This window comes from Wolbachia endosymbiont of Pentalonia nigronervosa, assembly GCF_014534705.1.
Taxonomy (GTDB): Bacteria; Pseudomonadota; Alphaproteobacteria; order Rickettsiales; family Anaplasmataceae; genus Wolbachia.
Genome location: NZ_JACVWV010000031.1, coordinates 1 through 13563 on the forward strand (window position 1 = coordinate 1; position 13563 = coordinate 13563).

Annotated in this window: 9 protein-coding genes; 5 read left to right on the forward strand and 4 right to left on the reverse strand. The window is 35.2% G+C overall.

The features are described from left to right. The first annotated feature begins 107 nt into the window (after positions 1–107). Complete coding sequence (locus IC220_RS04100; RefSeq protein ID WP_188153295.1) at positions 108–1025, forward strand: ankyrin repeat domain-containing protein; 918 nt, start codon at positions 108–110, stop codon at positions 1023–1025. A gap of 85 nt (positions 1026–1110) precedes the next feature. Here the strand turns inward: IC220_RS04100 and IC220_RS04105 are convergent, their stop codons facing one another. Together IC220_RS04105 and IC220_RS04110 are read right to left on the reverse strand one after the other, a co-directional pair. Next, on the reverse strand, positions 1111–2460 hold the full coding sequence (locus IC220_RS04105; RefSeq protein WP_188153296.1) for an alanine:cation symporter family protein: 1350 nt from the start codon (positions 2458–2460) through the stop codon (positions 1111–1113). 145 nt (positions 2461–2605) lie between these two features. Then, positions 2606–6145: an ankyrin repeat domain-containing protein gene (locus tag IC220_RS04110; protein WP_188153297.1), complete on the reverse strand. Its 3540-nt coding sequence runs from the start codon at positions 6143–6145 to the stop codon at positions 2606–2608. Positions 6146–6337: 192 nt separating this feature from the next. On the opposite strand from IC220_RS04110, the gene gltX reads away from it, so the two are divergent. The 3 genes from gltX to IC220_RS04125 all read left to right on the forward strand — a co-directional run bounded on the left by gltX (position 6338) and on the right by IC220_RS04125 (position 10416). Next, on the forward strand, positions 6338–7639 hold the full coding sequence (gene gltX / locus IC220_RS04115) for a glutamate--tRNA ligase (protein WP_188153298.1): 1302 nt from the start codon (positions 6338–6340) through the stop codon (positions 7637–7639). A gap of 108 nt (positions 7640–7747) precedes the next feature. Continuing rightward, positions 7748–8542 carry a hypothetical protein gene (locus IC220_RS04120; RefSeq protein WP_188153299.1) on the forward strand — a complete coding sequence of 265 codons (795 nt, stop codon included), beginning with the start codon at positions 7748–7750 and terminating at the stop codon, positions 8540–8542. After that, complete coding sequence (locus tag IC220_RS04125) at positions 8524–10416, forward strand: hypothetical protein (protein WP_188153300.1); 1893 nt, start codon at positions 8524–8526, stop codon at positions 10414–10416. The genes IC220_RS04120 and IC220_RS04125 overlap by 19 nt, the downstream gene beginning before the upstream one ends. Before the next feature lie 166 nt (positions 10417–10582). Here IC220_RS04125 and IC220_RS04130 read toward each other — a convergent pair whose 3' ends face one another. After that, positions 10583–11821, reverse strand: a complete 1239-nt coding sequence (locus tag IC220_RS04130; RefSeq protein ID WP_410543326.1) for an MFS transporter — start codon at positions 11819–11821, stop codon at positions 10583–10585. A 366-nt stretch (positions 11822–12187) separates the two neighbouring features. Here IC220_RS04130 and IC220_RS04135 point away from each other — a divergent pair, with 366 nt between their 5' ends. Next, entirely contained in the window at positions 12188–13147 is a 960-nt protein-coding gene (locus IC220_RS04135) for an ankyrin repeat domain-containing protein (RefSeq protein WP_188153301.1), read from the forward strand. Between the two features lie 236 nt (positions 13148–13383). On the opposite strand, the gene IC220_RS04140 is transcribed toward IC220_RS04135, so the two are convergent. Next, on the reverse strand, positions 13384–13563 hold a 180-nt coding region (locus tag IC220_RS04140), incomplete at its 5' end, for a transposase (protein ID WP_188152748.1).

A 13563-nucleotide genomic window follows, 5' to 3' on the forward strand; every position in this document is an offset into this window, starting at 1 on the left:
TTATATATCTTATTGCATTAATAATCGCTCTAATATCGTGTTTTCTTGGCCTTCCTATTGCCCCTTGTGCAACGTATGGCTCTAGTATTTCCCATTCTTTGTCACTTATGTCACTTGGATACATTTTTTTACCTCTTAATTCTACATTTGCTTTAGTATATTTATCTTTTCATTTCTTTTCAAGACATCTTCTAATAGCAGCAGGTGCAAATGTTAATGCTAAAGGTAGTAGTGGCGAAGATACACCTTTACACCATGCTGCTGCGTTTGGTCGGTTAGATATAGTAAAGGCTCTATTAGCAATAGAAGGTATAGAGGTTAATGCGGTGGATAATGCTCAAGCAACTCCGTTGCATTATGCTGCTATGTGGGGTCATATAAAGATAGTAGAGGCTCTATTAGCAGTAAAAGGTATAAAGGTTAATGCTAAAGATGATAAAGGAAAAACTCCTTTACACTACGCTGCTATGAGGGGTTATATAAAGATAGTAGAGGCTCTATTAGCAGTAGAAGGTATAGAGGTTAATGCTAAAGATCATGAAGGAAAAACTCCTTTACACTACGCTGCTATGAGGGATCATCTAAAGATAGTAGATGCTCTATTAGAAAAAAAGGATATAGAAGTTAATGCGGTGGATGATGAAGGAAACACTCCTTTATATTATGCTGGTAGGCATAGTGGTTCAAATACAGATATAATACGTGCTTTAGTAAACAAAGGTGCGAAGATTCATATAGTGGAAAAACCTTTACATCAAGACCTAGCTAAAAAACAACGCTTTAAACAAATTGGAGCAGGTGCCGTTGCTTTTTGTGCAACCGCAGCATTTGAATCTTGGGTACTAGCATTGATGATTGCAAAAGGAGACTTTCCTGTTGAGCCACTTGCTATTACACTAGCAGTTCTTACTATTGCAGCAGTTTCACTAATAACTGGTACAATTGCATATAAAGCATTTGAACCTCGTGCTCAAGTGAACGCAGCAGATATAACTAACTCAAGTGAGGATCACATAGCTTTATAAAATCATTTAAGGTCTGCTGCAAAAAGGCAGTAGTCTTTTTATTATGATGAGAAAAAAGTGCAAGCGAGCACCGTCTACTTGTATCTTAACGCTTAATTTTAGGGTTATAGCTTAGCTTTAAGTACCTATTGCTCATGGTAAATACTTCTTGATCTTTGGATATTAATTTTAATATAGCTAGTGTATTAATACATAATAAAGCTGCAATTGAGATATCAGCAGCATCCCATAACAACCGAACTGTACCTATAGAACCAAATGTAATGATCAGAGTAAAAACTACAAGCCAAATTTTGATGTATATATCATTTGTAGATACGTAACGTATTGTTTGTTCTGCACAGAAAAACCAAGTCAAAACAGTAGTAAAAGCAAAACAAAACATTATAGCCATAATTATATAGCTAATATAAGATGAGTTAAGTGCCGTTTTAAAAGCAAATATACACATATTAGTGCTTTCTAAGTCGGTCGTCCAAGAATCTGTAACAAGTAGTACCATTGTTGTAACAAAGGCGATTAGTGCAACTATAATAGGAGATATTATGGTAATTAAGCTCTGTTCAATAATAAATCTAGTATTATTTTTCTTAGGTACAATCGCAGAATGTACAATTCCTTCAAGACCAAGCCCTATGTCTGTTGCGAAAATACCTCGCAAAGTTCCTACTTGAATAATAGTAAACACCTCCAATATTAAACCTAAAGATAAACCTGACTTAAAGCTATTGGTTGTGAGAAAATTGCTCACAATTAATTGTATAGAAGAGGCTATATTTTCATTGTACTTAAATAGTATTATACCACAGAGCATCAGGTAACTTACTGTCATTATTGGCACCAAAGCTGATATGACAATTCTGATTCTTTGTAGACTTAGCACTGTGATGGTAAAAAAAATCACCGCCATTGTAATCCCACCAACAATTAGAGGTACGCCTATCATCTCAAGTGGTATTGATAGAGAATTCACTTGCACAAGATTACCAACGGTAATTGAAGCCATGATCATAATAAATAGAAATACAATCGTTGCTTTCTTAGAACCAAATGCATCGGTAACATAAGCTATAGTGCCCCCTATAAACCTTTTATTTACTTCCTTGCGTTTTTTTATACTCAAATAACACGTAACATATTTTATCACAGAAGTTACAACAACAATTATGATCATCCATAAGATAAAACCAGGTCCTCCAGTTTTTAAGGCAATAGCTGTACCAGAAATATTTCCTACACCTAAATTCCCACCTAGAATTGTAAATAGTGCAGCAATAGAGGAAAATTTATTTTCACTTTTTTTGTCATTTAGAAGTGATAGTGCATATGGTAATCTAGATATCTGTAACCACTTGAGTTTTATTGATAAATAAATACCAGTAGCTAACATAAGTAATACTGTTGGCAGCAGTAAAATGAACTTTATTATATCCATATGTACACTCAATTTTTTATTAAATAGAATACACTTAAAAGCTCACAGTATCCAGGCTTAATTTCTGCCTAGTTGCGGTAAAATGAACAAAGAGGTCTATTGAAGATAGAAAGCCTACCAACACGTGATAGGCTCCATAAACTACTTATAGCCCTCGATTATTGCTACTAGAAATAGAAACATCTTCTAAATGATTATCAGGATTATTAGAAAGAGCATCCATATAATCATCATAGTCAGTATAATTATTCAATGCATGAATTAATACTTTTTGACCTTGAGTAAGGTCTGCAGCTGGTGTAGTAGGAACATATTTTTGCCCTGTGACCTTTCTTACCACCGTATCGAATAATAGTAATGCGCTGCTAAGTGGCACTGTGCTATTAACATCAACCTGTGATATTGTCTTACCACCTTGATCATGAGTCAATTGCAGTGCTCCTCCTGCATCTCCAACACGTGCTGGTAGAAAAGCTGCTACTGACCTTCCAAGTCTAATATGATTACGATCACTAGCATGCCGAATATGACGACGTTTACGCACTGGTGCAGTCTTTCTTTGAGAAGGAGTTGTTGAACTTACAGCTCTAGTCTTTTCTTTAGTCGAGTTAGAAGGAGTTGCTGAACTTACAGCTCTAGTCTTTTCTTTAGTCGAGTTAGAAGGAGTTGCTGAACTTACAGCTCTAGTCTTTTCTTTAGTCGAGTTAGAAGGAGTTGCTGAACTTACAGCTCTAGTCTTTTCTTTTAGGAAATTTATCACGTCTGCACATTCTAAACATTCTGCTTGAGCAAGCTCCAGAGGAGTTTGATTTTTTTTGTTTTTAGCATTAACATCAGCACCTTTTTCCACGAGATACTCAACCATCTTTAAGTTGGAAAAACGAACAGCATTGTGCAATGGGGTATTCCCATCATTATTTTTAGCATTAACATTAGCATCTTTTTCTACGAGATATTGTAATCTATCTAGGTGAGAGTCGAGACGAAGAGCAGCATTGTGCAATGGGGTGTTTCCACTGCTATTTATAGCATGAATATCAGCGCCTTTCTCCTCTATAAGATACTTTAGCATATCTAAGTTAGAATATTGAGCGGCAAGGTGTAATGGAGTATTTCCTTCATTATCTTTAACCTTAACGTCAGCACCTTTTTCTATAAGATACCGTACTACATTGAAGCTAGAATATTGAGCAGCTAGGTGTAATGGAGTATGTCCAGTACTACCTCTAGCATGAATGTCAGCGCCTTTTTCTACAAGATATACTACCATCTCCCAGTTGGAAGTACGAGAAGCAATATGCAATGGAGTGTATTCATAATTACCTTTAGCCCTAATATCAGCACCTTTGTCTACAAGGTATTGTGCTATACCTAAGGTAGAATATTGAACGGCAAGGTGTAATGGAGTATTTCCTTCATAATTTTTAGCATTGACGTTAGCATTTTTTTCTCCTACTAGATATTTTACTATATCTAAGTTGATATTCTCACTAGCATCATGTAAAATGGTATTCCCTTCATTACTTACAGCATTCATATCAGCACCTTTTCCTACTAATAACTGTACTGCCTCTAAGCTGGACCTAGAAGCACTAACAGCACTATGCAAGATGGTCTTTCCAGAATTATCTTTTACATTAACATCAGCACCTTTTGCTATAAGATATTCTGCATTCTTCAACCTGACGGAAGGGTGAAGAATAGCAGCGCGCAATGGGGTTTTTCCATCAAAATCGTGAGCATTAACATTAGCACCTTTTTCTACAAGATACTGTACTATATCTAAGGTATAATATTGAGCGGCTATATATAAAGCTGTAGCATGATAATAATTGATATCGTCAATCATATCAGGCTTCTTATCTACAAGAACTTTAATTACCTCTAATTGAGTATTCTCAACAGCTATATGTAATGGTGTATTACCATCTTTATCTTTAGCGTGGAAATCAATATTTGAGATGTTTATAAGCAACTTAATCATGTCCATATTGCCTTCTTGAACTGCTGTGTGTAAAGGTGTAAAGCCCACATCATTTTTAAAATTAATATTAGCACCATTTTCTATGAGATATTTCACTATCTCCAAGTTGGGGAAACGAACGGCATTATGAAAAGGAGTATATCCTTCATTATCTCTAGCATTCATATCAGCACCTTTTCCTACCAGATACTGTACCATGTATAAGTCTGGAAAACGAGTAACAAGATGCAATGAAGTGTTTCCTTTATTATCTTTAACATTAATATCAACACCTTTTTTGTCTATTAGATACCTTACTGTATCTATGTTGTCTGGAACACTAACAGAAGCGTGCAAAGGAGTATAGCCATCATTATCTCTAGCATTAACATCAGCACCGTTTTCTACGAGACACTCTACTCTCCATAATCTAAATGAGCGAGCAGCTATGTGTAATGGGGTATATCCTTTATTGTCCTTAGCATTAACATTAGCACCTTTTTCTTCTATGAGACATTTCATCATCTCTAAATTACTGGAAGAACTAGCAGCAAGATGCAAGGGAATATACCCATCATTACCTTTAGCATTAACATCAGCACCTTTTCCTACTAGATACTTTGCTGTCTCGAAGGCATGAGAAAAACTAGAATTAGCAACAAGGTGCAATGGAGTATACCCATCATTACCCTTAGCATTAATATCGGCACCTTTCTCCTCTACAAAGTACTTTACCTTATCCAAGGCGTAGGAAGAACGAGCAGCAATATGCAATGGTGTATATCCATCTTTACCTTTGGCCTTAACATTAGCACCTTTTTCTACAAGAAGCTTTGTTATCCCAAAGCCAAAAGAACCGGAAGCTCTATGCAATACGGTATTTCCATCACTATCTCTAGCATTAACATCAGCACCTTTATTTATAAGATCGCTAACTTTACTTGTCTCTAGTGTTCCTATAGCACTAAATAATTCGTCATCAATAGTATTCTGAGCATCACGACGTACGCGACTGGTGCTATTTCCTGTGCAACCCATGCCTAAGCATGTTTCTTTAGCAAGAGCTAAAGGTGTTTTACCCTGATTATCTTGAGCATTTACATCAGCACCTTTTCCTATGAAAAGCTTTATCATCTGTAGCTTGGGAGAAAGAACATAAGTACTGCCGAACGTCTGATCAGCACTGCACAAAGAATCATACCAATTACTACTTGTATCATTAACACTAGCATATTCACCTTTTGCAAGATATTGATACACCTCTGAGCTAGCATAACGAGCGGCAAGATGCAAGGGAGCATGACCTCTGTTATCTTTGGCATTAACATCAGCACCTCCTTTTTCTACCAGATACTGTACCATCTCGAGAATAGAAGAATCAGTAGCATGATGTAAGGGAGTACGCACAATATTATCTTTAGCATTAACATTAGCGCGTTTATCTTTTATAAGATACTCTACTATATCTATGTTATTGAGAGAACCAACAGCAAGATGCAAAGGGGTACGCCCAATATTATTTGTGACATTAACATCAGCACCTTTTTCTACAAGAGACCTTATTATATTCGCATTGGAGAAGCAAAAACTAATAGCAAAGTGCAAAATACTATCTCCACTATCATTTTTAGCATTAACATTAGCCCCATTATCTATAAGAGTCTTAACTGCAGTATAATCTCTTGCTTTTACAACACTAAATAAATCTTCATTTAAACTCATTTAACCCTCCTTTTATTTTTAATAGCCTCACCTCACGCAGGGCAGTGTAACAACATATTTTTGTAAATCAACCCTTTTTATTGCAAAAACTTGTTTTTTTTGATAGAAACTAGGCTATCTAATGGATAGTCTAATGGTTTGCACATGTAAACAATTTTAGCTAAACTCGCAAATATTATGTATATATAGTCAATGTTAACAAGATTTGCTCCCAGTCCAACTGGTTATCTTCATGTAGGAAATATTCGAACTGCTTTAATTTGCTGGCTGTATGCACGTAGTCAAAATGGAAAATTCCTACTGCGGTTAGATGACACTGATCTTCAGCGTTCAGACAGCAAATATATAGATGGCATCATAGAGGATCTAAAGTGGATTGGCATAGATTGGGATGCAAGTTTTAAACAATCAGAGCGTTTTGAACGCTACGATGAAGTGTTTCTACAATTAATCAAAGACGAACGTATTTACGCATGTTATGAAACTAAAGAAGAATTGGAAACCAAAAGAAAATTACAATTAAAACGAGGTTTACCACCTGTATACGATAGAAGTGCTTTAACTGCACAGAAAAAAATTCAGGAAGGGCGAAGTCCGTATTTTAGATTCAAATTAGATAGTAATGAAGTTGTCAAATGGAGTGATAAAATAAAAGGTGAAATTAGCATTTTAGCTAATAGCGTTAGCGACCCTGTGGTAAGAAGAGAGGATGGGAATTACACATATATGTTACCTTCTATTATTGATGATATAGACTTTCAGGTAACCCATATCGTACGTGGAGAAGATCACTTAACCAACACTGCTGTGCAGATACAAATGATTCAAGCACTAAAAGCAAAAGTGCCTACATTTGCTCATCTGTCTCTTTTACATTTTGATAATAACAAAATATCTAAACGCGTTGGCGGATTAGACATAAGATCAATAAAAGAAGATGGTATTGAATCGATGGCACTTAGTAGCTATCTCACAAAACTTGGAACTTCAGACTCAATTGAAGCTCACATCAACACGCAATCTTTAATCGACACATTTAATATCGAAAAATTTAGTTCAGCGTCTACACAATTTAACTTAAATGAAGTTTATCAATTAAACAGTAAGGTTTTACAAAAAATGTCGTTTGAGGTCATGAAGGAGCGTTTGCAGCAAACAGGAATAGACTCTGCAGAATTTTGGTATTTTATCAGAGGCAACATAGACAAATTCTCTGACGTCAACGAGTGGTGGCAGATATGCAAGTCTCATATTAACCCTATTATTCTTAACAAGGAATTTATAAAAATTGCGTTAGATATGTTGCCTCAAGGCAACTTTGATGAAAACACATTATCAGAATGGGTAAAGGCTATCCGCCAGAAAGTAGACATAAAAACAAAAGATTTGTTCATACAATTGCGTTTAGCACTCACAGGCAAAGAAGCTGGACCAGAGCTTGCTAAACTGCTGATTTTCATAGGCAGAGAAAGGATTATCACTAGGTTAAAATAACAATAAAATAACTCCCCGATTCCTAAAATTTAATATTGCATTTTAATATATACCTGTTATATCTTAACGTATATTTATTATGAACAAATTTTAGTGGAGGCTAGAGTTATGCATGTAGTGCAAAACCCAGAAAAATGCATTAAGGATCTCATTCCAATTTATAAAAATGAGGTGAGTGAGCTATATAAGCTAATAGGTAAATTAGGAAGAGAAAAGGAAAAAAGTTTATGGTGGGATTCTAAAGTACCTGAAAAGGATAAAATGGAATGGAAGTGGAGTACATTGTTGACGCGGAGTGCATTCACGATACCTTTTAAGAACATTAGTTGCTCTGAGCTAGAAAAACGTACGGTAGTTAACGCAGTAACAGAACTTTATGTCCTTTATGGCAAAATTGGAGGTTTAACTCAAGAAATAGACACAATTATGTTAAAGGAAGGTATCAATGTTGCTGAACCTAAAATCAACAAATTGATTTTTAAATTAAAAAAGAAAATAGAAAAAGCAAAAAAAGACAAAGAGGCGACCCCAAGTAGCACAGTTTATAATTTAAATAAGGAGCTGATAGCGGTGCAAAGTCAGGTAGTCAGCAAATTGCAAATAGTCATTTGGGAGGCTTCACAAAAAAGAAATCTTACTGCAGTAAAGCAGTTGGCACAAGGTACAGACCTGAATCAAGAGTGTAGAGGAATTCATGAGGAATATGAAAACCGTAACAGAGAACTTGAGGGGGAGAACCAAGCGTTAAAAGAGGAAAAGCAAGTGTTGGTGGAGGAAAAGCAAGTGTTGGTGGAGGAGAACCAAGAGCTAAAACAAGAGTTCGAGGATTTTAAAAGAGAAGTTGCAACAGTTATGCAAAATGTGACTATAGAAGGTGTGAAGGGATGCAAGAAAAAACAATAAAATTTCTTACTGAATACAGAAAATACCAAGTATTATGGTGGGGCTTTGGCCCTACCTTACTTGAAGATCTGTGTCGCGAGCAAGAGTTCGATGTTACAGAGTTTTTAACTAAAAAGGACAAATATCAATGCGCTGAATTGCTGATGGCTTTTGGCGATAGAAAAAAATATTGGTGGTGGCCCTGGAGTAAAAAAATTACAGATACTACTTTCAACAAGACAGCACGTCGTCGGGCGTTTGAATATCACCAATACTCATGGTTTTGGCAGGTAATTCTTGGCTTGTTTACTCCAGTTTTGCTGCACCGCCAAGTTTTAAAGTGGATTAATATTGAATATGGAGGGTATATGTATAGAAGTAATGGTCAGACGATTATAAAAAGTTATTTAACAATCGCTGCTGATTTTAACACTGTTGGTGGGACATTAAAATCGCTCGGATTTTCTCAGCCATTGGAGGAGGGGCAAGAAGAAATACCGCTATTACAGCAACTTGATGATAGTCTTGAGCTGGTTAAGAGGAGCATGAAAACCGAAGAGCAACATAGGCAATTTGTTGACAAGATTGATAGAGAAATAAAAAAATCATCTCTGAAAATTCACTCAGATAAGGTAAATGCTGGTGACGACAAGCAAGCGGCCTTAAATGCTTGCAGATCAATAATTAAAAATGCTAGTGAATTTTTTTTAGAATATATTCATATTGATTTTAAATATGAATGTTATAACAAAATGAAGATTAGTTCGTTAGGTACGATGAATTCGCTAAATACAGGATTTTTAACGAGGTTATCACAAATATCAAGAACCAAGCAAGAGGAGATAATCACACCCACACACAAGTTTTTAAAGGCAAGTCGTAGTAGTCTGGAGCAGTTCATAAAAAGCAGATCTTGTGAGGGTCGTAGTAGTGATCAGGCGCAATATATGTTTGAACAACACAGGGACGACGCATTGAATTACTTAACATCATGCATTGCAGGATGTGAAAAATTTGACAGCCAATGTGAAGAGATACTGGAAGAATGTAGGCAAGATGCCAAGTTGCATGACCTTCTATATGACTCAATATTTGACATGTCGTATAAAAATAATAAGCAATTGGAGCAATTGTATAAGTTGAAAGAATTTGCTAACAATGCCTTGCTAGGAACAATAGGCATTATAGAGATGAGAGAAATGGATGAATATATGGTGCTGCCTTTTGCCATGTATGTCGGCGCTTTAGCATTATGCAGCAACGCACCTGCCGGCAAAAAAGATGACGATATATCCTGCATATGGTGGTTAATAGAAAAACTTTTTTCCTGTGTTCCTGCTAACATGCTTTTTAACGTGCCTTCTATTTCTTTCTCTTCACCTTTTTTTTCACTGGATGTAGGAAAGAAGGGGGAAAACTTAAATAAAGTATTAATTAACTTAGCGTCTTATCTTGATGTGAGAAAAGAAATAAGTGTTAGTAAATTTTTTGATGCCATAGAAATAATCAGCAATAAATTAGCAGAAAATTTAGACCTTAATCACTATAGACCAATCACTGTAGAATTTTATCTGGAAGAATCACGCGAGCTTGCAGAGAGAATAGAGAGATTTACCAAAAAAGTAGCAGAAGATTTAGCCCACGCTAGGAGAATTCTACAGGATCAAGAAAAGATTAGGGAAGGTTTCGCAGAGGTTAGGGAAGGTTTTTCAGAGGTTAGGGAAGGTTTCGCAGATGTTAGGAACAATCAAGCTGAGCTGAGGGGGGAAATGCAAGACTTTAGGGCAAACTTTAGAGCATGGGCAGAGCAATTACAAAACCCTCAACCACAACCAAGTGGTTCATTAATTGATGCAGAACCAGAACACCATAGTCAGTCTATGAGTAAAGATTAATCCAAAGTGCAAGAAAAAACAATAAAATTTCTCACTGAACACAAAAAGTACCGAGTATTATGGTGGGGCTTCGGCCCTACCTTGCTTGAAGATCTGTGCAGAGAGCAAAAGCAGCATAAAATTTCATTATACAAAATAATGAAAAAATAGTATCTCTTGTACAAGTCTAAAGTTTTTTGTCTTGCGGTTTTATCTGTAATATTGCCACTGTACTGATTAGTAAAAACAATACCACATAAAGTCCAGAAGCAAAGTTCACTTGAGGAAAAATTATAGTAAACCAAGTACATATCATAGGAGTGAATCCCCCATGCAAAGTAAAGGATATGTTACGTGATAAGCTAACGCCACTAAATCTGACTTTTGTAGGAAATAATTCAGATGCTACTATTCCGATGGGATTTATGCCCCTTTCTATCATGGAAAGAAGCATTACACTCAGCATAATCACAAGATAACTTTTGTAGTAGTATGCAATAGATAGCAAAGGACAGCACAATATCATTGTCATTACTATAAATAAAATTGCCGTGCGTTCTTTTCCCATTTTATCAGCCAAAATTCCAAACAATATTGAAAATATTGGCATTAGTATGCCAGTTATAATGGAGACAATTTCATTAATATATGTCGTTACATACACCTCCATTGATACTATTTCCTTTGCAAGTGTGCGAACAAATATAGTGAAGCCAACAACGACGTTCACAGGCATAGCTATTAAAGTAGCAAGTACGAACGCTCTTTTGTGGTGTTTCATCAATTCTATTATTGGTAAATGAGTTTGCTTCTGACTTGCCTTATATACTGGTGTTTCTCCTAATATATATATGCTATATGCACTAATTAATCCCAAAACAGCAGAGAAAAGAAACGGTAATCTCCATCCCCAAGCATTAAAATCAGTTGTTATTTTGCAGAGAATGACTACCAATGCAGAAAGTAAGATACCTATAGATCTACCAAAACCTATGATGCCAAAAAGCATTCCTAATTTTTTTTTCTTATCAGATAAATGTTCTATGAGATAGACAGAGCTGCCTCCTTGCTCAGCCCCTAATGCAATTCCTTGTAGAACGTGGATCATAATCAACAATATAGTAGATATTATACCCACTTGACTATAATTTGGAATAAATGCGATTAAACTAGATGGTATTGATACTAGCAAAATAGCAATTGGTAGTGCTATTTTTCTGCCATACTTATCACCAATATGACCAAAGACAAAGGCACCAAATGGCCTTCCCATGGCACTCAGACCTGTTATGCCAAATAGTTGCAATATATTATGATAAACATCATTTCCCCCAGAGAGAAATTCTCTACTAATTATATTGACTAAATCAATAAAGAGCATGTGATCATACCATATCGCTATTCTGCAAAATATATTTGACAGCAATACTTTTTTTTGGTGACTACGCACTAGATTTATAAGTTACTTACTTATTTGATTCTGACTATTTTTTAAGATTTAGTAAACTATTGTTACAGTTGATTTTCATGTTATAATACATAAGTATTGCTATAATTTTGAGGTAAAGCTATAACAATAAAACATGCACAGTGGAGAGAACTATTAATTACAGTAAACAATGATGATGATTTAAATGAAGTTAATGTAATTGAAAAAATAAAAGAAAAATTAAAAGCAGAACATCAAGATGTACATGAAGAGTGGAAGAAAAATAACTTTGATGTAAATTACCCATTTTGTGCTGTTTATGATAATGACTTACTTGAGGAAAGAGTTGACAAGTATACACTAGTGCACTTAGCTACTCGCAATAATCTGGAAATTTTAATAGGTGCTTTATTAAAGGTAGAAGGAATAAATATTAATGCAGTAAATATGCTATCTTTGTGGTCTCTTTTGCATCATGCTGCTATATCTAACAGTGAAAAGGTAATAGATACTTTATTAAAGTCAGGAGAAATAAATGTTAATGCACAAAGCTGTGGAAAGTATACTCCTTTGCATATAGCAGTTTGCTATAAAAGTTGGAAAGCAATGGCTGCTCTCTTGAAAATAGAAGGAATAGAAGTTAATACAAAAGATAGGGGTGGCAGAACTCCTTTGCATACTGCTATATCAGGTAATTGCGATAAAACAGCCTTAAAAAATCTCATAGAAGCAGGAGCTAAGATAAATGAAAAAGATAACAATGATAAAACTCCTTTACATATTGCTGTTGAACATTACAATGCAGGCGCAGTAGAAGTTTTAATAGATGAAAGAGCTGACCTTAATGCACGAGATAAAGATAACAGAACTCCCTTACACCTTGCTGTTTTATGCCGTTTTTGTCAAGATATTATGGAGATTTTAGTAAAAAAAGGAGCAGATGTTGATGCAAAAGATAAAGATGGCAAAACCCCTTTACATTATGCTGCTCAAGGTGGCAAGATAGATAAAATACGTACTCTAATAAACAAAGGAGCTAATCTTAATGCAAGAGATAATAATGGCCAAACACCTTTACATCTTGCTACTAAACATAACAAAACATGTACAGTGAACATTCTAATAAACAACTGGGCTAATATTCATATAGGAGATAACGATGGCCATACTCCTTTATGGCACGCAAATGGAAACGTAAAAGGTATTTTAATTGCAGCTAATAATAAGCAAGAAGATAAAAAAGTTGTTCTTAAAACTGCAGCATTGAGTGCTCTTGTAGTAGCAACAGTGTCTATAGCTGGTCATGCTGCATATCACACCTGATGTTCAGATGCAAAATCCAATATCAGAAAAAAATAGCAATATTCTATGGAGAAAATTTTAAATAAGCTATACAAGAGCACCAACAAAGTTCACAAAACTGGGCTTACAAATTAAAAATCATTCCGAACTCAATTCCATGCGAAAATTTTTCAAATTTATGTACTTTATAGCCAGCAAAAACATTTGTTCTATCAGAAAGTGGCAGATTAATACCAGCACCTAGGTAGTGTCGACATTTATTTTAACCAAAGATATATAGAAGCAATATGGACAAAAGATAAGAAAGAAATAGCTAATTTATCATAACGAGTAGCAACCCTACGAAAATTCTTGAGTTTATTGAACATTCTTTCGATGAGATTTCTCTCTTTATAAAGCTCTTTATCGTATTCTCTTGGTGTTTTTCTATTGGAACG

Excerpts from the sequence above, each read along its gene's own strand:
- IC220_RS04100 (WP_188153295.1), top strand. The coding sequence starts at position 108 with ATGTCACTTGGATACATTTTTTTACCTCTTAATTCTACATTTGCTTTA.
- IC220_RS04105 (WP_188153296.1), bottom strand. The coding sequence starts at position 2,460 with ATGGATATAATAAAGTTCATTTTACTGCTGCCAACAGTATTACTTATG.
- IC220_RS04110 (WP_188153297.1), bottom strand. The coding sequence starts at position 6,145 with ATGAGTTTAAATGAAGATTTATTTAGTGTTGTAAAAGCAAGAGATTAT.
- gltX (WP_188153298.1), top strand. The coding sequence starts at position 6,338 with ATGTTAACAAGATTTGCTCCCAGTCCAACTGGTTATCTTCATGTAGGA.
- IC220_RS04120 (WP_188153299.1), top strand. The coding sequence starts at position 7,748 with ATGCATGTAGTGCAAAACCCAGAAAAATGCATTAAGGATCTCATTCCA.
- IC220_RS04125 (WP_188153300.1), top strand. The coding sequence starts at position 8,524 with ATGCAAGAAAAAACAATAAAATTTCTTACTGAATACAGAAAATACCAA.